The sequence below is a fragment of the Butyricicoccus porcorum genome (assembly GCF_002157465.1).
Taxonomy (GTDB): domain Bacteria; phylum Bacillota; class Clostridia; order Oscillospirales; family Butyricicoccaceae; genus Butyricicoccus_A; species Butyricicoccus_A porcorum.
Genome location: NZ_NHOC01000002.1, coordinates 383,666 through 403,979 on the forward strand (window position 1 = coordinate 383,666; position 20,314 = coordinate 403,979).

The window sequence follows — 20,314 nt, forward strand, 5'->3', positions numbered from 1 at the left end:
GGACTAGTCAAACGTTTCGACTTTTCCGATACGCCCTAAAAGACCTGCCAGTAAGCGGCGAAATAGGGCGGAAGCTCCGAGCCGCCGCCGAAGTCGTGAACTTCACCGGTAATCAGGTCGCGGGCGCGTCCAGCCTCTGCGTTGAAATGTGCGGTAAACGGCTGGTCATCCGCGTTGATTGCAACCATGACGCGCTCATCTTCAAATGCACGTTCAAAAATAACCTGTTTGGTCGTGAGCAGGCGCGTGGTGAAATTGCCGTAGCACAGCGCCTTCGAGTTTTTCTTCGCCTCTGCGAGCTTTGCGATGAATGCAGTCAGCTCATTGCTCTGCGGCTCGTCGAAGCACGGACGGAGATTTGCATCCGAACCGGGCTGCTTGACTGCTTTTTCCCCCCACTCACTGCCGTAATAGATGCACGGGATGCCAGGCATGCCGACCATCAGTGCGTAAATCAGCGGCAGGTGTTTTTCATTTTGCAGGATGGAAGCGACACGTGTGACATCGTGGTTGTCGACGAAGGACAGCAGATGCTTGCCCTTGTACAGTGTCCAGTATTCCGGGCCGAACTGGCGCTGGAGCGAATGTGTGATCTCGAACATGTTCATGCTGTTGAACGACGAATACAGGCCCTTGTAGCAGTCATAGTTGGTGCAGGCATGCAGCATGCCGTCCGCGAGGAACGGAGAACAGTCGCTGCTCATGACCTCGCCGACAAGGAAGAAGTCCGGCTTCAGCGTGTCGCAGAACGCGCGCAGGCGGCGCATAAAGTCGCGGTCGAGGGAATAGGCGACGTCGAGGCGCAGGCCGTCGATGTCAAATTCCTCAACCCAGCCGCGGATGCAGTCGAAGATGTGCTGGATGACTGCCTCATTGCGCAGATTGAGCTTGACCAGTTCATAATGACCCTCCCAGCCCTCATACCAGAAGCCGTCGTTATAGTTGGAATTCCCGTCGAAGTTGATGAGGAACCAGTCCTTGTACGGAGAGTCCCATTTCTTTTCCTGTACATCTCGGAAAGCCCAGAAGCCGCGGCCGACGTGATTGAATACGCCGTCCAGCACGACACGGATGCCGTTTTCATGCAGCGTGTCGCAGACCGCTGCAAAGTCCGCATTGCTTCCCAGGCGGCAGTCGATTTTGCGGAAGTCACGGGTGTCATAGCCGTGGCTGTCCGATTCAAAGACAGGGGAAAGATAGAGTGCATTGCAGCCGACCGAAGCGATGTGCTTCGCCCATGTGGCGATTTTGCTCACACGGTTGACGGTTTTGCCGTCGTTTTCCCACGGCGCACCACAAAATCCCATCGGATAAATCTGATAAAAAACGCTCTCATATGCCCACATAACGAAAGATGACCTCCTCGATATGAAAAAGTGAAGTGCTATTGCCACCATATTATACCATATTTGTGAACATGCAACAACAAATCTGTACAAAAAGTCGTGGTATTTTTTGTATCTTTCTCTTGCTTTTTCGCAGAATTCATGGTAGACTTATTAACCGAAACCGGACAATCCTCTGTCCACCCGGTCACGGGGCGTGGCCACCGGTCCGCTGCGGCGCAGCATTGTGCCCGGAGTTCTTCCACGGCGGGCGGGATCTGAGGTTTTAAGAGAGACACGATTGTCTAAGATTGAGAGGAGAAAATACGATGGACTTAGTAAAGGTTCTCGCAGAGCAGCAGATCAAGACCGACCTGCCGGAGCTCAAGGTTGGTGACACCGTCAAGGTACACCAGAAGATCAAGGAAGGCAACCGTGAAAGAATTCAGATTTTCGAGGGTACCATCATCGCTATGAAGCATAGCGGCATCAACAAGTCTGTTACCGTAAGACGTATTTCCTACGGTGTCGGCGTTGAGAAGACCTTCCCGGTACATTCCCCGAACATCGCAAAGTTCGAGGTTGTTCGCAACGGTAAGGTTCGTCGTGCCAAGCTGTACTACCTGCGCGGCAGAGTCGGCAAGGCGGCGAAGGTTCAGGAAAAGCTGTAAGTTTCAGCCTAAATTCAGAACCACAAAGGAGAGGACAGCTTATGTTCCTCTCCTTTTTTCTTTGTTTTTGTCCCGGATAGGTAAAACTACTTGCCAAGTACCCATAAAGCGGTATATTATAACAATATATATGCTTATCCGACGAAAGGATGATGGAACCAATGCGCAAACAAAACAAAGCTGCCGCGGAAGAGGAAGCATCCCGGTTTCACAGCGAGCTGTTCGATTGGGGCGAGGCCCTGCTGATCTCACTGGCGACTGTGATCCTGATTTTTGTCTTCGGCGTCCGTATCATCGGCGTACAGGGCTCGTCTATGGAGCCGACCCTTCAGGATGCCAACCAACTGCTCGTGTCCAACCTGTTCTATACGCCCCAAAAGGGCGATATCGTGATTCTGACGAAGGATTCCTTTATGGAGAGCCCGATTGTCAAGCGCGTGATCGCCACAGAGGGGGATACAGTCGATATTGACTTTGACACAGGTGTTGTCACGGTCAATGGCGAGGTTCTCGAGGAGGAATACATTGCGGAGCCGACAACGACCTTTTACGATGTGACTTTCCCGCAGACGGTGCCGGAGGGCTGCATTTTTGTCATGGGTGACAACCGCAATCATTCGACTGACAGCCGCTATGCTGCGCTCGGTATGGTGGATACGCGCTATGTCATCGGCAAGGTTTTGATGCGCATTTATCCGTTTAATGAAATTGGAACGGTATCATAAGGAGGATTCATGAATATACAGTGGTATCCCGGCCATATGACGCGCACCCGTCGACAGATGGCGGAAAATATCCGACGCGTGGACGCGGTGTGCGAGGTCGTTGATGCACGCATTCCGCAGGTCAGCCGCAATCCGGATATGGATGACATTGCAGCCGGTAAGCCGCGCCTGCTTGTGCTCAACCGCACCGACCTGGCAGACCCGGAGTCGACAAAGCTGTGGGCGGCGTATTACCGCAGACAGGGGTATGCCGTGCTGACCACCGACTCGAGAAGCGGTGCCGGCGTGGCGAAATTTTCCGCTGCCGTGCGCGCAATGCTGGCGGACAAAATCGCGCAGTGGAACGCGAAAGGGCAGACCGGTAAGCCGGTTCGTGTCATGGTTGTCGGTATTCCGAATGTCGGCAAATCCACATTTATCAACCGGGTGCTCGGCCGGAAATCTGCGAAGGCGGCGGATAAGCCAGGCGTGACGCGCGGCTCGCAGTGGTTCCGCGTTGAAGGCGGCCTTGAGCTGCTGGATACGCCGGGCATCCTGTGGCCAAAGCTGGACGATGAGCGCACCGGTATTTACCTGGCCGTCACCGGTGCAGTCAAAGACGATATTCTCGACGTCGAAACACTGGCGTGTAAGCTGATGGAGATTCTCTATCACCATTCACCGCAGTCTCTCACCGGGCGGTATAAAATTGAACTTCCGGGAGAGGATGAGGAATTTGATTTCCTCGGCTATGAGCTGCTGATGCGTGCCGGACGCAAGCGAGGCTTCCTGATTTCCGGCGGCGAGATCGATACAGAGCGCATGGCACGCATTCTGCTCGACGAGTTCCGCGGCGGAAAGCTCGGACGCATTACGCTGGAGACACCGGACGAATACGCTGGCGCGGAGGGACAGGACGATGAAACAGAATAAGCCGTCTGTCCTGCTCACGATGGACAAAGAGGCGGAAATTCGGGCACAGGGCTTTGCCGCCGTGTGCGGCATCGACGAAGCCGGACGCGGTCCGCTCGCCGGGCCGGTGGTCGCGGCGGCAGTCATCCTGCCGGATGGCATCGAACTGCCCGGCGTCAACGATTCCAAAAAAATTACCGAGAAAAAGCGCGAGGTACTGTTTGACTTTGTCAAAGAACATGCACTGGCGTGGGGAATCGGTGAAGCGAGCGAAGCCGAAATCGATGAGATCAATATTTTGCAGGCGACCTTTCTGGCGATGCGCCGCGCGGTAGATGCGCTGCAAATTTCGGCGGATTTTGCGCTGGTCGATGGCAACCGCATCAGCGGGCTGGATATCCCGTCGGAGTGCGTCATCGGCGGCGACGGCAAGGTTTTGTCGATTGCGGCGGCGTCTATTCTGGCAAAGGTCACGCGAGACCATTACATGCGCGAAATGGCGAAACAGTACCCGCAATATGGCTTTGAAAAACACAAGGGGTACGGCACCAAAGCGCATTATGCGGCGATTGAACAGTATGGCATCTGCCCCTTGCATCGTAAGACTTTTTTGAAAAAGGTGCTGAACAAATGACAACCGGGCAGCGCGGCGAACAGCGGGCGGCAGAGTTTCTGGAGCGGCACGGTTATGCCGTGCTCTCCCGCAATTACCGCACCCGGTACGGCGAGATTGATCTGATCTGCGCGGGTGCGGGCTGCATCGCATTCGTCGAGGTCAAGACGCGCAGCAGCACGAAATTCGGCGCGCCGCGCGAAGCGGTCACGCTGTCCAAACAGCACAGGATGATACTCGCAGCACAGAAGTGGCTGTTGGAACATCCCACAGCGTTGCAGCCCCGTTTTGATGTTGTGGAGGTGTTGGTTTCCGGTGATCTGTGCCGCATCAATCATATCCCCAATGCATTCGAGGTGTCCTGATGGATTATTTTGACCTGCACTGTGACACAATTTACGAGTTGAGCGAGTACGGCCTGTACCGCCGGTCACGCGGCACGCTGCGCGAAAATGGCGGACAGCTCGATCTGGCGCGTACTGCGCGGTATGCGCACTATGCGCAGGTGTTTGCGCTGTTCTGCGGTTCGACGCCTATACAGACCGAAGAAGAGGCACATGTGCGCTTTACGCACCTGCTGCAAACGGCGCAGAATGCCTTTGCTTCCTGCTCGGATGTGCTGGTACATTGTAAAACGGCAGACGATTTTGCAGCCGCAGAGCGGCAGGGGAAGGTGGCAGCCTTCCTGTCCATCGAGGGCGCGGAGCTTTTGCAGAGCGAGGCGGACATACAGGCAGCCATTGACGCGGGCGTGCGCATTGTCACACTGACCTGGAATCATCGCTCATGCTATGGCTGCGGTGCGGCGGCGGACAACGATGCCGGACTGACCGAAGCAGGCATTTGGCTCGTGCAAAAGCTGTCGGTGCACGGCATTGTTCCCGATGTGTCGCACTTGTCTGAGCGCGGCTTCTGGGATCTGATGCAAAATACCTCAGCGCCGGTTCTGGCGACGCATTCCAACAGCAGGGAAGTGTGCCCGCATCTGCGCAATCTGACCGACGCACAGTTTACTGCCATTGTGCAGCGCGGCGGTCTGGTTGGTATCAATCTGTATGTGCCGTTCCTGACGCGGAACGCACATGCGGAGCCTTCAGACATTCTGCGCCATATCGAGCATTTCTGTGCGCTCGGCGGCGCGGACAGTCTGTGCATTGGTGCGGACTGGGATGGCTGTGACCGACTGCCCGACGGCATTTCGGACGTAACCGGCATAGAGCGCCTCGCGGAAGCGCTGGCGCGGCACGGTTATACCGATATACAGATTCGCAATCTGATGTATGACAACGCAAAACGGTTCGTGACAGCGAACTTTTGATAGATACTTATTCTGAGAATGAAACAACCCGGGAGGTTTTCAAATCATGGATTATGTAAGCACAAGAGACAAAAATCTGACCGTCAGCGCCGCCAAGGCGATTGCAACAGGCATTGCGCCGGACGGCGGCCTGTATTGCCCGACGGAAATCCCGCAGCTGACGGCGGATGACTTTGCCGCCCTGTGCGCGAAGGATTACCGCGGCAGAAGCGCTGATATCCTTGGCCGCTTTCTGACCGATTTTACTGCGGAGGAGCTTGAGACCTATGCAGCGCGCGCCTATGCGGATGAGAAATTTGGCGGCCCGGATACTGCGCCGCTGGTCAAGCTGGAAGACGGCACGTATATTCTGGAGCTGTGGCACGGTCCGACCTGTGCGTTCAAGGATATGGCGCTTCAGATGCTGCCGCACCTGCTGACTGCATCGCTGCGCAAGACCGGTGAGCAGCGCACGGCCTGCATTCTCGTTGCCACTTCCGGCGATACCGGCAAGGCAGCGCTGGATGGCTTTGCGGATGTGGAAGGCACCAAGATTATGGTCTACTATCCGGTGGACGGTGTCAGCACGATTCAGAAGCTCCAGATGGTCACCCAGAAGGGCAGCAACGTACAGGTCTGCGCCATCCGCGGAAATTTTGACGATGCACAGAGCGCAGTCAAGAAGATTTTTACCGATAAGGCATCGATTGACAAGCTGGATGCGCAGGGCATGACGCTTTCGTCTGCAAACTCCATCAACTGGGGCAGACTGGCACCGCAGATCGCCTATTATGTTTCGGCGTACTGCGACCTGCTCAACCGCGGTGATATCAAGCTGGGCGATCCGATCAATGTCTGCGTGCCGACCGGCAATTTCGGCAACATCCTCGCGGCGTATTTCGCAAAGCAGATGGGCGTGCCGGTTGCAAAGCTGATCTGCGCCTCCAATGAGAACAACGTCCTGACCGATTTCTTCACCTCCGGCGGTACCTATAACCGTGTCCGCCCGTTTCACACGACAATTTCCCCGTCGATGGATATTTTGATTTCCAGCAACCTGGAGCGTTTACTGTTCCTGGTTTCCGGCTATAATGACACCATGGTTGCTGATCTGATGGCACAGCTGGCAGAAACCGGAACGTATACCGTACCGGAGGATGTCTTTGCAAACATCGGCAGCCAGTTCGATGCGGGCTTCTGTGACGATGCACAGACCAAGCAGACGATTGCGCGCCTGTTTGAGGAAAACAAGTACCTGTCCGATACGCATACTGCCGTTGCTGTCAAGGTTTATGAGGATTACCGTGCGCGCACGGGCGACACAACGCCGACGGTGATTGCGTCTACTGCAAGCCCGTTCAAGTTCTGCCAGAGCGTCATTTCTGCGCTGGGCGGCGAGGTCACAAGCGACGGTACTGAGCTGCTCGACCAGCTGCATGACATGACCGGCGCACCGGTACCGGCTCCGCTGGCAGCCCTGTCCGGTCTTAAGCCGCGCTTTGATCTGGTCATTGACCGCGAGGACATTCTGGGAACGGTTGACCTGCTGAACAAAATCTGAGCATGGCGCTGTACACAATCTCTGACCTGCATCTGTCACGCGGCGTGGAAAAGCCGATGGATATTTTCGGTGGCAGATGGCAGGGCTATATGGAGAAGATTGAAAAGAACTGGCGGGCGATGATTTCGCCTGAGGATACGGTTGTCATCGGCGGGGATATTTCGTGGGGCATCAGCCTTTCTGAAGCCCTGCCGGACTTCCAGCTGCTCAGCAGCCTGCCCGGAAAAAAGATCATCGGGAAGGGCAATCATGACCTGTGGTGGAACACCGTCCGGAAGATGAGGCAATTTTTTGAGGACAACGGCATAAAAAATATCGATTTCCTCTTTAATAATTGTTTCATTTATGATAACATTGGTATTTGTGGAACCCGCGGATGGTTTTTCGAGGAATCCTTTAAGGAATGCCATGACGAAAAGATTTTCCGGCGGGAACTGATCCGGCTGGAAGCATCACTCAAGGCCGCAAGAGCACAGGGCGCAGAGGAAATCATCTGTTTCCTGCATTATCCGCCGATCTATGCGAATTTCCGCTGCGGCGAGATCATTGAGCTGATGCAGCGCTATGGCGTCGGACGGTGCGTGTACGGGCATCTCCATTCCGACAGCCTGTGCTACGCCGTGACCGGCCTGCATGACGGCATCGATTTTACGCTGGTATCGGGCGATTATATTGATTTTACGCCCGTCCTGCTAAAAAAATAGAAAAAAATGTAGCCAAAAAGCCAACTATCTGATAGAATAGATTGGACATATTATTAGGAGGAGTCATTTAACATGGAACTCAAGAATACCGAGAAGCTGGAACACAGCCAGGTGAAGCTGACCATCGCTGTTTCCGCTGAAGAATTAGATAAGGCAAAGGACGCCGCATACAAGAAGAGCAAGAACCAGATCCAGGTTCCGGGCTTCCGCCGTGGCAAGGCTCCGCGCAAGGTGATCGAGAAGCTGTACGGCGAGGGCGTATTCCTGGAGGACGCGCTGAACATCGTCTATCCGGAAGTTTATCCGAAGGCTGTTGAGGAAGCTGGCATCACTCCGGTTGGCGCTGCAACGGTTGACGTTGACAACATGACCGCAGAGGGATTCGACTTCATCTGCACCGTTCCGGTTGAGCCGGAGGTCACCATGGGCCAGTACAAGGGCGTTGAGGCCGAGAAGGCTGATGCTACTGTAACCGAGGATGACATCAAGGCAGAGCTCGACCGTCTGGCACAGCGCGCTGCAAGCACGGAGACCGTTGAGCGCGCAGCTGCTCTGGGCGATACCGTTGTCATTGACTTCGAGGGCTTCGTTGACGGCGAGGCATTTGAAGGCGGTAAGGGCGAGGACTTCAACCTGAAGCTGGGCTCCGGCACCTTCATCCCGGGCTTCGAGGATCAGCTGGTTGGCAAGTCTGCCGGCGAGGACTGCGATGTAAATGTTACCTTCCCGGAGGAATATCAGGCTGAGGAGCTGGCTGGCAAGCCGGCAGTCTTCAAGTGCACCGTTAAGTCGGTTATGGAGACCATCCTGCCGGAGATGGACGACGAGTTCGCAAAGGACGTTTCCGAGTTCGAGACGCTGGAAGAGCTGAAGAAGGACACCGAGTCCAAGATCGCCGAAAGCAAGAAGAATGCTGCTGACCGCGACTTCGAGGAGAAGATTCTGGACAAGGTTCTGGAAGGCATGGAAGCTGACATTCCGGAAGCAATGTACGAGAGCCAGCTGGATAACATCATGCAGGACTACGGTTACCGTGTTCAGCAGCAGGGCATCAAGCTGGAGGATTACGTCAAGCAGATGGGCATGGAGATGTCTGCATTCCGCAATATCTTCCGCGATCAGGCTGAGCGCCAGGTCAAGGTTCAGCTGGCAATGAAGAAGATTGCTGAGCTGGAGAACATTGAGCCGTCGGAAGAGGACATGAACGCTGAGTACGACAGACTGGCTGAGATGTACGGTCTCGAGGTCGAGAAGGTTCGCCAGTTCGTACCGGAGGACTCCATCAAGTCCGACCTGACCATGTCCAAGACGATGGAAATGCTCAAGGAAAACGCTGTTGTCGTCGCAAAGGCTGCTGAGTAAACAACCCTCCGACGATACATACCCCCAATGGGGAAGGAGGAGTATTTTTATGAGTTTGGTACCTTATGTTGTAGAGCAGACCAATCGTGGAGAGCGTTCGTATGATATTTTCTCCCGCCTGCTCAACGACCGCATTGTTATGCTGTCCGAAGACGTCAACGACACCACCGCGTCGCTGATCGTTGCACAGTTCCTCTATCTGGAGGCGCAGGACCCTGACAAGGACATTCAGTTTTACATCAATTCGCCCGGCGGTTCGATTACGTCCGGCATGATGATTTATGACACCATGCAGTACATCAAATGTGATGTATCGACCATCTGTGTCGGCATGGCGGCATCGATGGGCGCATTCCTGCTGTCCTCCGGTGCAAAGGGCAAGCGTTTTGCGCTGCCGAACAGTGAGATCATGATCCATCAGCCGCTGATCGGCGGCAATGGCCTGTCCGGTCAGACGACCGACGTCAAGATTCACACCGATCATCTGGTGCGCACCAGAGACCGCCTCAATGAGATTTTGGCGAAGAATACCGGCAGACCGATTGAGGAAATCGCACGCGATACCGAGCGCGACAACTTCATGTATGCCGACCAGGCGAAGGAATACGGTTTGATCGATCAGGTCATGGTTCACAGATAATTGTTACCCGATCACCGGAACGGCTGGCGTACAGCCGTTCCGGTGATTTCGCCATGTGATCCTGTCTTCGGGTGCGCGCTGCGGACGCGATGGCGGGCTATTTACTATTGGGGCGCATTGGTGCGTGATCCGGTACGCCCCGGGAATTCGAGGTGTATTATGGCACGAAACGACGATAAGCGTGAGATTCGCTGCTCGTTTTGCGGCAAACCGCAGTCGGCTGTACACAAGCTGATTGCCGGCCCGAATGTATATATTTGCGACGAATGCATCAACATTTGTCAGAGCATTCTGGACGAGGAATTTGGCCTTGCCGATGACGAATTTGCCGCTGCGGCAGCAGAGGAGAATGCGCCTTCTCTGGAAAAGCTGCCTACCCCGCGCCAGCTCAAGGAAACGCTCGATCAGTATGTCATCGGGCAGGACCGCGCAAAAATCGCGCTGAGCGTCGCGGTGTATAATCACTATAAGCGTATTTTCAACAAGGATATGGATGATGATGTGGAGCTGCAAAAGAGCAACATCCTGCTGGTCGGCCCGTCCGGCTCGGGCAAGACGCTGCTTGCGCAGACACTCGCAAAGACGCTGGAGGTTCCGTTTGCCATTGCGGATGCGACGACGCTGACCGAAGCCGGTTATGTCGGCGAGGACGTCGAGAACATCCTGTTGCGCCTGATTCAGGCGGCAGATTTCGATGTCGAGCGCGCTCAGCGCGGCATTATCTATGTCGATGAGATCGACAAGATCGCGCGCAAGAGTGAAAATCCGTCCATTACGCGCGACGTCAGCGGCGAAGGCGTACAGCAGGCGCTGTTGAAGATGCTGGAGGGTACGATTTCCAATGTTCCGCCGCAGGGCGGACGGAAGCATCCGCATCAGGAGTTCATTCAGATCGATACGACCAACATCCTGTTCATCTGCGGCGGCGCATTCAATGGTCTGGAAAAGATCGTAGAAGCGCGCACTGGCACGAGCAGTATGGGCTTCGGCGCACAGATCAAGTCCAAGGAAGAAAAGGATGTCGGCACAGTGCTGCACGATCTCGAGCCGCATGACCTGATGAAGTTCGGCCTGATTCCGGAAATCATCGGTCGCCTGCCGGCACTGGTTACGCTGGATTCGCTCGACCGAGAGGCGCTCATCCGCATTCTCAAGGAGCCGAAAAATGCGCTGGTCAAGCAGTATCAGAAGCTGCTCGCCATGGATGGCGTTGAGCTGATCTTTGACGACGACGCGCTGGAGCGCGTTGCGGATATTGCGCTGGAACGCAAGACGGGTGCGCGCGGCCTGCGCGGTGTCATCGAGGATGTCATGACGGAAATCATGTTTGAAATCCCGTCCGACGATACGATTGCATCCGTCCGTATTACAAAGGAAGTCATTGACAAAACCGGCAAGCCGGTTGTCACTCAGAAGGCTCCGAAATCTGCATAACAGGAGGAACGGAACATGGACGTATTGAATCCTTATATTATCCGTGCCCTCTATGTCCGTCCGGGCGAACAGCCGAAGGAGGAATTCCTCAACGGCACGGAGGCGCAGATGGAGGATCTTGTCGACGGAAGAATTGCATCAATCGGTGTTGATGAAGGTATTTGTGTCATTCACAATGCTTTTTCCGACCGACTGAACATGCAGGAAAACCGTTCGATTTACAATGAAACCTTTTATGGCCCGATCCTCGTTGTCGGCTTTGACGAGTTTGGAAACATCATCTCGTTGAGCGATGACAATTTCAATTATTACGAAAACCTGCTCAAGCTCTGAGGATGTAGCGGCCTGCGCCTGCGGACAGCAACTGTGTCTGCGGGCGCTTTTTTTGCGGATTTTCATACTGTATTTGTATAAATTGCACAGGACTCGTCTTTTTCACGGTGAAGCGGTGCAAAGTGAAGTCAGATTTCGGTAGTTTATCCACATTTCTAACCGGAAATGGGCTTGAAATGACGTATCAAATACTATATAATTTTAGGAAGTATGAAATAACATCACGCCGTTTGTGCAAGTCCGGTGCGCGCTCGCGTCATTGGGATGGAAAAAACGGCGTGCAGCGCCTGACGCTCATCGGCTGCATGTGCTGCCGAAAGGAGGTACCCACACATATGGCTCAAATCAAAGAAATAGAGACTGGATTGGAGCTGGAATATGAAACGCTTCCGGTTCTGCCGCTGCGCGGGCTGGTCGCATTTCCTGACATGCTGATACATTTTGATGTCGGCCGACTGATTTCCATGAAGGCACTGGAACAGTCCATGAAGGACAACCAGCGGCTTTTTTTGACGGCACAGCGCGACATCCGCACAGATTCGCCGGAAGAGGACGATCTGTATACCGTTGGTACAGTCTGCACGATCAAGCAGATTTTAAAGCTGCCGGGTGATAACATTCGTGTGCTCGTCGAAGGCACGCACCGTGCGGCTGTAGAAGCGTTTTCCATGCAGGATGACTGCCTGTTTGCACGGGTGTTCCGGCTGGAAACTGACCCGGGACGCACGTCCCAGCGCCGCAAGCAGGCGCTGGTGCGCACCTTGCAGGAACGCTTCGAGGATTATGCAACGCTGTCGTCGCACCTGTCGCGCGATGTTGTGCTGACTGTGCTGGACGGCGGTGAACCGGGCTATCTGGCAGACTATGTCGCACAGAATACGCCGCTTGGTTTTGAGATCAAGCAGGGATTGCTCGAGGAACTGCGCGATGTGCGCCGTCTGGAGCAGGTCATCCGCATTATCGGAAATGAAATAGAAATCCTGCGCATTGAGTCCGATCTTCAGGAGAAGCTCAAAGAACAGGTAGACAAAAACCAGAGGGAATATTATCTGCGCGAGCAGATGAAGGTGATCCAGAACGAGCTGGGAGAGCAGGACTTTGGCAATGAGGTAGAGGAATACCGTGAAAAGATTCGCGCGCTGAAGCTGCCGCAGGAGTCAGAGGAAAAGCTGCTCAAGGAAGCGGGACGGTTGGAGAAGATGCAGCCGTTGTCTGCGGAAAGCGGTGTCATTCGCACCTATCTCGATACCTGCCTGGAGCTGCCGTGGAATACTACCACGAAGGAAAACATCAACCTCGCCGAAGCGCGCCGCATTCTCGACCGCGGCCATTATGGTTTGGATAAGGTCAAGGATCGTATTCTGGAATTTCTTGCGGTCAAGTCGCTTGCACCGCAGCTCAAGGGACAGGTTCTGTGCCTGGTTGGCCCTCCGGGCGTCGGTAAGACGTCAATCGTGCGTTCGGTTGCGGAGGCAATGGGACGCAAATATGCGCGCATGTCACTCGGCGGTGTGCGCGATGAGGCGGATATCCGCGGCCATCGCAAAACGTATATCGGTGCAATGCCGGGACGCATTATGACTGCGCTGACGCAGGCGGGCAGCAAAAACTGCTTGCTGCTGATGGATGAAATTGACAAGATGGGTGCGGACTCGCGCGGAGATCCGGCAGCGGCACTGCTGGAAGTGCTCGATATCGAGCAGAACAGCACGTTCCGTGATCACTTTATTGAGTTGCCGTTCGATCTGTCGGATGTGCTGTTCATCACAACTGCGAATACATTGGACACCATTCCGCGCCCGCTGCTCGACCGCATGGAGGTCATCGAGATTTCCAGCTACACGGAACAGGAAAAGGCGGAAATTGCCATGCGACACCTCCTGCCCAAGCAGTTGGAAAAGCACGGCCTGAAAAAGTCCAATCTCAGCCTGTCGCGTGAGACTATGGTATATCTGATTGACGCCTATACGCGCGAAGCCGGTGTGCGCCGCCTGGAGCAGCAGATTGCACAGGTTTGCCGCAAGGCGGCAAAGATCATTGCCGACGATCAGCAGGCGAAGGGGACAACCGAAGCGCGCAAGCGCGTCACCGTGACGCGCTCCAACATGGAGAAATTTCTCGGCACACCGCGCTATAAGCAGGACAACGTCAGCAAAAAGGACGAAGTCGGTGTGGTCAATGGCCTTGCATGGACATCGGTCGGCGGTGAAATGCTTCAGGTTGAAGTCAATGTCATTCCGGGCACCGGAAAGCTGGAGATTACCGGCAATCTCGGAAAGGTCATGGAGGAATCCGCAAAGGCAGCGGTCACCTGTGTCCGCTCCTCGGCAAAGGATCTCGGTGTTGACCCGATGTTCTACAAAGACAGCGACATTCACATTCATTTCCCTGAAGCTGCCATTCCGAAGGATGGCCCGTCTGCGGGCGTGACGATGACAACCGCGATTGCCTCCGCTGTCACGGGCATTCCAGTACGCCATGATGTGGCGATGACCGGTGAGGTGACGCTGCGCGGTCGTGTCATGCCGATCGGCGGACTGAAGGAAAAGACCATGGCAGCTTATCGCGCTGGCATCAAAACCGTCATTGTTCCAGCTGAAAATGAACCGGATTTACAGGATATCGACCCAATTGTCCGTGAAAATGTGGAATTTGTCACGGCAGAAACGATGAAGACCGTGCTTGATACCGCACTGCGCCGCCCGGCACAGGAGACTGTGCGTGCGGCAGAGCCGCACACGACCCTGCCGGTCGTTCCGGCTGCTGTTCCGGCACGGATCACCAGACAAGGAGATATATGCTGAATTTACACAAGGCGGAATTTGTCCGCTCCGCGGTAAAAACGGCGGATTTCCCACAGGATCCGCTGCCGCAGATTGTATTTGCGGGAAAATCCAATGTCGGCAAATCATCTACGATCAACCGTCTGCTCAACCGCAAAAATTTTGCCCGTGTCGGTAACGAGCCGGGCAAAACCATTCACATCAATTTTTTCCGCATCGATGAAAAGGTATATTTTGTCGATCTGCCGGGTTATGGCTATGCAAAGGTATCCAAAAAGGAGCGCGACCGCTGGGGCCGGCTGATGGATGAATATTTTGCAAGTGAGGATACGATGACACTGGGGTTCCAGATTGTCGATATCCGGCATAAGCCAACGGCAGATGACGTGACGATGGCAAACTGGTTTTTACAGACCGGCATGCCATTTGCCATCATCGCAAATAAACATGATAAGATCAAAAAGAGCCAGCTCGAGGGCAGTCTGCAAACCATTCGCGAGACACTGCATCTGCCGGAGGAGATTCCGGTGATCCCATTTTCCGCGGAAAAGGGCACTGGACGCGATGAAGTCCTCGCATTGATTCTTGACCATATCAGCAACGAATAAACACATCTATCCTGGGGCGTATTTGAAAAGTCGAAAATTTTGACTATTTCTACAAATACGGACTGCTTTTTCGTTAAAAACACTTGAAATCTGAAGGGATTCCAGCGTGCTTTTGCCTTGAACCAGTCCCGCCTTTGCGAAATATTCGTCATTTTCTTGGTTTTCAGATAGCGCCTGGCAAGACAGATATAGAAAAGGATGAGGTAAGAACATGAACAAAAAGAAACCATTTGTCACGAAGGAACAGGCCGAAGAGATTGTAAAGCAGTATCCCACGCCGATTCATCTGTACGATGAAAAAGGCATCCGGGAAAACGCGCGCAGATTGTATCAGGCGTTTTCGTGGAATAAGGGCTTTAAGGAATACTTTGCAGTCAAGGCTACGCCGACCCCGCGGATTCTTCAGATTTTGAAGGAAGAGGGCTGCGGCACTGACTGCTCCTCGTATACCGAGCTGATGATGAGCGAGGCATGCGGTTTCTCCGGCAAGGAAATCATGTTCTCCTCCAACGATACGCCGGCGGAAGATTTCATTCTGGCGGATCGGCTGGGCGCGACCATCAATCTGGACGATATCACCCATATCCCGTTTTTGGAAAATGCGATTGGTCATATCCCGGAGCGCATCTGCTGCCGTTACAATCCGGGCGGCGTCTTCCAGCTGGGCGGCTCGGAAGAAGGCTTCCAGGTCATGGACAATCCGGGTGATGCCAAGTATGGCATGACGCGCGAGCAGATGACGGAGGCATATAAGACACTGAAGGCAAAGGGTGCAAAGGAATTTGGCATTCATGCATTCCTTGCATCCAACACCATTTCCAACGAGTACTATCCGGCGCTCGCACGCATTCTGTTCCAGATGGCGGTTGAGCTGAAGGAAGAGACCGGTGCGCATATCACGTTTATCAATCTGTCCGGTGGCATCGGTATCCCGTACCGCCCGGAACAGCCGGTCAATGATATTGCCATTATCGGTGAGGGCGTGCGCAAGGCATATGAGGAAATCCTGGTTCCGGCAGGCATGGACGATGTTGCCCTGTATACCGAGCTGGGACGCTATATGCTTGGCCCGTATGGCTGCCTGCTCACCCGTGCCATTCATGAGAAGAATACCTATAAGAATTATATCGGTGTCGATGCGTGTGCAGCGAACCTGATGCGTCCGGCAATTTACGGCGCGTATCATCATATCACCGTGCTCGGCAAGGAAGACGCGCCGTGCGACCACAAGTACGATGTCACGGGTTCCCTGTGTGAGAACTGTGATAAGTTTGCGGTTGACCGCATGCTGCCGAAGATCGATATGGGAGACCTTCTGGTAATTCACGATTCGGGTGCGCATGGCTTCTCCATGGGCTATAATTATAACGGCAAGCTGCGCTCCGCAGAGGTACTGCTGAAGGAGGACGGTTCGACTGAGTTGATCCGCCGTGCAGAAACACCGGCAGACTACTTTGCAACGCTGGATATTACCGGCTTGTTCAATAAGTAAAATACGATGTATGTCAGAAAAGCGCTGGTTGTTTGAATCAGCGCTTTTCGTCGGATAAAATGTGGCGCAGCCGTCCATGCTGTACAGCAGGAGAGGGGGCGCGAAACGCATATGATCCGGTATCGTATCATCCTGCTGGCCACTGCCGCAGTACTGGCAGCCATGCTGTTGCTGGCTGTCCGGTGAGTTTGCCGTTTTCTTTTACGGCGATATACAGTTTATCTTTTCTTTCGACAGCATTTGTGCTACAATGAATAGTAAATATAAGGAAGGGGAAGCGCATCCATGAGACATATCAATGACCTCAGCGACCTGACGATGGAGGAATTCCGCGAATTATATAAACTGACCAGCAACATTATTGACCGTCCGGAGGGCTATACAGAGGCCTGCCGCGGCAAGGTTCTGGGAAGTCTGTTTTATGAACCCAGCACCCGTACCAATCTTTCGTTTTCCACAGCAATGATGCGCCTGGGCGGCAGTGTAGTCGGTTTTTCCAATCCGAACTCCTCTTCTACGGCGAAGGGTGAAACGCTGAAGGATACCATCACGATGGTCTCCAATTATGCCGACATTATTGTGATGCGCAATCCCAATGAGGGCGCTGCCAAGGCGGCATCGCTGTTCTCTGAGGTACCGGTCATCAATGCGGGTGACGGCGGACATCTGCACCCGACCCAGACGTTGACCGATATGACGACCATTCTGCGCCTGCGCGGCTCGGCGGATAACATGAAAATCGGCATCTGCGGCGATCTGAAATATGGCCGTACAGTACATTCCCTGATTCATTTTCTTGCCAATTATGAAAACGTACAGTTTTATCTGATTGCGCCGCGTGAGCTGGCCATTCCGGAATACCTGCGCCAGTTTATGAATGAGCACAAGATGAAGTTCTATGAGGTTTCCGGTCTTGAGCCGGTTATCCCGATGCTGGATGTTCTGTATATGACCCGCATTCAGCGCGAGCGTTTTGCGGATATCGATGTATATGAGAGCCTGCGCGGCATCTACTGCCTGACTGCGGCGAAGCTGCGTGATGCAAAGAAGGATCTGCTCATTATGCATCCGCTGCCGCGTGTCGATGAAATTGCGCAGGATGTCGACGACGATCCGCGCGCGGTTTATTTCGATCAGGCGCGCTTTGGCATGTATGCGCGCATGGCACTGCTGTTGACGCTGTCCAAGCAGCCGCGCATCCATATGCCAAAAAACATTCCCGGCAGACCGAATCTGCGTTGCACCAACCCGAAGTGCATCACGCGCAAGGAGACCTATCTGCCGATGGAAACCCACCGCACACGCGAGGGCGAGCGCTGTATCTACTGCGACCAACTGGTTGAATACAGAAGAATGCGCAAATTTAACATGGATTACGAATATTGAACCAAAAGAACAGGCGCCGCAGGTTTTTTCCTGCGGCGTTTTTTGCTTCTGAGACGAAAAAAACGCCCGCCCGGATGTTAACCCGGGCGGGCGTTGCTGTGTCAGACAGAAGTCTTACTTGTTCTTGTTCTGAATGTACTCGTCCATTGCGGCAGCAGCCTTCTTGCCTGCGCCCATGGCGAGGATAACGGTAGCAGCACCGGTGACGGTGTCGCCGCCTGCAAATACGCCTTCCTTGGAGGTTGCACCGACTTCGTCGGCAACAATGCAGCCCTTGCGGTTGGTGTCCAGACCCGGGGTCGTGGTGCGGATCAGCGGGTTCGGGGAAGTGCCGATGGCGACAATGACAGCATCGACATCGAGAATAAACTCACTGCCTTCAATCGGAACCGGACGGCGGCGGCCGGATGCATCCGGCTCACCCAACTCCATGTTCTGGCAGCGGACGCCCTTGACATGGAAATCATCATCGCCGAGGACTTCCAGCGGAGCCGCCAGCAGCTTGAAGATGATGCCCTCTTCCTTGGCATGATGGACTTCTTCCGCACGTGCCGGAAGCTCTGCTTCACTGCGGCGGTATACGATGTAAACGTCCTCCGCGCCCATGCGCTTTGCACAGCGCGCAGCATCCATTGCGACGTTGCCGCCGCCGAAGACTGCGACCTTCTTTGCGTGGTAAATCGGGGTCGGGGACTCTTCCTTATATGCCTTCATCAGGTTGACACGGGTCAGGTACTCGTTGGCGGAGTAAACGCCGTTATAGCCCTCGCCCGGTACGCGCATGAAGTTCGGCAGTCCTGCACCGGAGCCGACAAAGATTGCCTCGAAGCCGTCAGCAAACAGGTCGTCAATGGTCTCAGTACGGCCGACAACAAAGTTCAGGACGAACTTGACGCCCTTTGCCTTCAGCGTATCGATTTCCTTCTGTACGATTGCCTTCGGCAGACGGAATTCCGGAATGCCGTACATCAGGACGCCGCCTGCGGTGTGCAGAACCTCGAAGACGGTGACATCATAACCCTTTGCAGCCAGGTCACCTGCGCAGGTCAGGCCAGCCGGACCGGCACCGACAACTGCGACCTTGTGGCCGTTGGGAGCCGGGACTTCAACTGCATCGTCAGTCGGATGTGCCATGGCATAATCGGCAGCGAAGCGCTCCAGACGGCCGATGGCAACCGGCTCGCCCTTGATGCCGCGGACACACTTGCTCTCACACTGGCTCTCCTGCGGGCAGACACGACCACAGACAGCAGGCAGAGAGCTGGTTTCCTTGATCTTTGCATTGGCTTCGAGGAACTTGCCTTCTGCGATCAGGGAGATAAAATCCGGAATCTGTACGTTGACCGGGCAGCCGGATACGCACGGACGGTTCTTGCAGTTCAGGCAGCGCTGTGCTTCGTCCACTGCGGTTGTTTCGTCATAGCCGAGGGAAACTTCCAAAAAGTTCTTATTTCTTACGTTAGGATCCTGTTCCGGGATCGGATTCTTTACGGGAGACATGTTTGCCATCTTACTTTACCTCCATCTTGAGCAGATTGCAGTGCTCTCTGTGCGCTTCAATTGCGGACTGCTCCTGCGGCTTATAAATGCGGGAACGACGCATTGCTTCGTCGAAGTCAACCAGATGACCATCAAAGTCCGGGCCGTCGACGCAGGCGAACTTGGTTTCACCGTCAACCGTCAGGCGGCAGCCGCCGCACATGCCGGTGCCGTCAACCATGATCGAGTTCATGGAAACAATGGTCTTGATGCCGTACGGCTTGGTGGTCAGAGATACGAACTTCATCATAATCATCGGACCGATCGCAATAACTGCGTCATACTTCTTGCCGCTTTCGATCTGCTGCTTCAGAATGTCGGTGACCAGTGCCTTGTTGCCGTTGGAGCCGTCATCGGTGCAGATGTACAGGTTGGTGGATGCCGCGCGCATCTCATCCTCAAGGATGATGATGTCCTTGTTGCGGAAGCCTGCAATCAGGTCTACCTCAGCACCCATTTCGTGCAGCTTCTTTGCCTGCGGGTACGCAATGGCGCAGCCCAGACCGCCGCCGACAACTGCAACATGCTTCAGGCCTTCCAGTTCGGAAGCACGGCCAAGCGGGCCGGCGAAGTCATGCAGGCAGTCGCCCTCCTCCAGCAGACCCAGCTGCATGGTGGTAGCACCGATTTCCTGGAAAATAATCGTGATAGAGCCCTTCTCGCGGTCATATTCTGCGATGGTCAGCGGGATGCGCTCGCCTTCCTCATCGACACGAAGAATGATAAACTGACCCGGCTCTGCCTTCTTGGCAACATACGGAGCGTCGATTTCCATCAGAACGACGTTCTCACTGAGCCGGCGCTTTTTCAAAATTTGATACATAGCATATCCTCCTCATTATCAGATAAAACAAATCTAAGCAAATCGCTATAAAACAACTATACCTTCCTATGATAGCGTATTTGTCCCCATTTCACAATAGATTTTGTGCAATTATTTTGCAAAAATT

At 54.2% G+C, this 20,314-nt stretch carries 19 protein-coding genes; 16 read left to right on the plus strand and 3 right to left on the minus strand.

Features of this window, described 5'->3' with window-relative positions; genetic code table 11:
- Window positions 1-35: 35 nt before the first annotated feature.
- Window positions 36-1,346: an alpha-amylase family glycosyl hydrolase gene (locus CBW42_RS03290; RefSeq protein WP_087017707.1), complete on the minus strand. Its 1,311-nt coding sequence runs from the start codon at window positions 1,344-1,346 to the stop codon at window positions 36-38.
- A gap of 308 nt (window positions 1,347-1,654) precedes the next feature.
- On the opposite strand from CBW42_RS03290, the gene rplS reads away from it, so the two are divergent.
- The 16 genes from rplS (at window position 1,655) to pyrB (ending at window position 17,825) form a co-directional block, all read left to right on the plus strand.
- Window positions 1,655-1,996 carry a 50S ribosomal protein L19 gene (rplS, locus tag CBW42_RS03295; protein ID WP_087017709.1) on the plus strand — a complete coding sequence of 114 codons (342 nt, stop codon included), beginning with the start codon at window positions 1,655-1,657 and terminating at the stop codon, window positions 1,994-1,996.
- Window positions 1,997-2,157: 161 nt separating this feature from the next.
- Window positions 2,158-2,721: a signal peptidase I gene (gene lepB / locus CBW42_RS03300; protein WP_087017711.1), complete on the plus strand. Its 564-nt coding sequence runs from the start codon at window positions 2,158-2,160 to the stop codon at window positions 2,719-2,721.
- Between the two features lie 9 nt (window positions 2,722-2,730).
- A complete protein-coding gene (gene ylqF, locus CBW42_RS03305) occupies window positions 2,731-3,633 on the plus strand; it encodes a ribosome biogenesis GTPase YlqF (protein ID WP_087017713.1) in 903 nt (300 codons plus the stop codon).
- Window positions 3,620-4,246, plus strand: coding sequence for a ribonuclease HII (locus tag CBW42_RS03310; RefSeq protein ID WP_242969772.1), 627 nt, complete (start codon window positions 3,620-3,622; stop codon window positions 4,244-4,246). The genes ylqF and CBW42_RS03310 overlap by 14 nt, the downstream gene beginning before the upstream one ends.
- Window positions 4,243-4,590: a YraN family protein gene (locus CBW42_RS03315; protein ID WP_087017715.1), complete on the plus strand. Its 348-nt coding sequence runs from the start codon at window positions 4,243-4,245 to the stop codon at window positions 4,588-4,590. The genes CBW42_RS03310 and CBW42_RS03315 overlap by 4 nt, the downstream gene beginning before the upstream one ends.
- The gene (locus CBW42_RS03320; RefSeq protein WP_087017717.1) at window positions 4,590-5,543 is read left to right on the plus strand and encodes a dipeptidase; all 954 of its coding nucleotides are present in this window, start codon (window positions 4,590-4,592) and stop codon (window positions 5,541-5,543) included. The genes CBW42_RS03315 and CBW42_RS03320 overlap by 1 nt, the downstream gene beginning before the upstream one ends.
- A gap of 46 nt (window positions 5,544-5,589) precedes the next feature.
- Window positions 5,590-7,083 carry a threonine synthase gene (gene thrC, locus CBW42_RS03325; protein ID WP_087017720.1) on the plus strand — a complete coding sequence of 498 codons (1,494 nt, stop codon included), beginning with the start codon at window positions 5,590-5,592 and terminating at the stop codon, window positions 7,081-7,083.
- Between the two features lie 2 nt (window positions 7,084-7,085).
- Window positions 7,086-7,787, plus strand: a complete 702-nt coding sequence (locus tag CBW42_RS03330; RefSeq protein ID WP_087017722.1) for a metallophosphoesterase — start codon at window positions 7,086-7,088, stop codon at window positions 7,785-7,787.
- A 72-nt stretch (window positions 7,788-7,859) separates the two neighbouring features.
- Window positions 7,860-9,149, plus strand: a complete 1,290-nt coding sequence (gene tig / locus CBW42_RS03335; protein ID WP_087017724.1) for a trigger factor — start codon at window positions 7,860-7,862, stop codon at window positions 9,147-9,149.
- Window positions 9,150-9,198: 49 nt separating this feature from the next.
- Entirely contained in the window at window positions 9,199-9,789 is a 591-nt protein-coding gene (gene clpP, locus CBW42_RS03340; RefSeq protein ID WP_087017726.1) for an ATP-dependent Clp endopeptidase proteolytic subunit ClpP, read from the plus strand.
- 159 nt (window positions 9,790-9,948) lie between these two features.
- Complete coding sequence (gene clpX / locus CBW42_RS03345; protein ID WP_087017728.1) at window positions 9,949-11,223, plus strand: ATP-dependent protease ATP-binding subunit ClpX; 1,275 nt, start codon at window positions 9,949-9,951, stop codon at window positions 11,221-11,223.
- 15 nt (window positions 11,224-11,238) lie between these two features.
- Window positions 11,239-11,556: a DUF3846 domain-containing protein gene (locus tag CBW42_RS03350; RefSeq protein WP_087017730.1), complete on the plus strand. Its 318-nt coding sequence runs from the start codon at window positions 11,239-11,241 to the stop codon at window positions 11,554-11,556.
- 335 nt (window positions 11,557-11,891) lie between these two features.
- A complete protein-coding gene (lon, locus tag CBW42_RS03355; RefSeq protein ID WP_087017809.1) occupies window positions 11,892-14,360 on the plus strand; it encodes an endopeptidase La in 2,469 nt (822 codons plus the stop codon).
- Window positions 14,354-14,947: a ribosome biogenesis GTP-binding protein YihA/YsxC gene (gene yihA / locus CBW42_RS03360; RefSeq protein WP_087017732.1), complete on the plus strand. Its 594-nt coding sequence runs from the start codon at window positions 14,354-14,356 to the stop codon at window positions 14,945-14,947. Before lon ends, yihA begins: the two co-directional genes overlap by 7 nt.
- Window positions 14,948-15,158: 211 nt before the next feature.
- Window positions 15,159-16,439, plus strand: coding sequence for a diaminopimelate decarboxylase (locus CBW42_RS03365; protein ID WP_087017734.1), 1,281 nt, complete (start codon window positions 15,159-15,161; stop codon window positions 16,437-16,439).
- 285 nt (window positions 16,440-16,724) lie between these two features.
- Window positions 16,725-17,825, plus strand: a complete 1,101-nt coding sequence (gene pyrB / locus CBW42_RS03370; protein ID WP_087017736.1) for an aspartate carbamoyltransferase — start codon at window positions 16,725-16,727, stop codon at window positions 17,823-17,825.
- A gap of 114 nt (window positions 17,826-17,939) precedes the next feature.
- Here pyrB and gltA read toward each other — a convergent pair whose 3' ends face one another.
- Together gltA and CBW42_RS03380 are read right to left on the minus strand one after the other, a co-directional pair.
- The gene (gene gltA, locus CBW42_RS03375) at window positions 17,940-19,334 is read right to left on the minus strand and encodes an NADPH-dependent glutamate synthase (RefSeq protein ID WP_087017738.1); all 1,395 of its coding nucleotides are present in this window, start codon (window positions 19,332-19,334) and stop codon (window positions 17,940-17,942) included.
- 1 nt (window position 19,335) lies between these two features.
- Window positions 19,336-20,187: a sulfide/dihydroorotate dehydrogenase-like FAD/NAD-binding protein gene (locus CBW42_RS03380; protein WP_087017740.1), complete on the minus strand. Its 852-nt coding sequence runs from the start codon at window positions 20,185-20,187 to the stop codon at window positions 19,336-19,338.
- Between the last annotated feature and the right edge of the window lie 127 nt (window positions 20,188-20,314).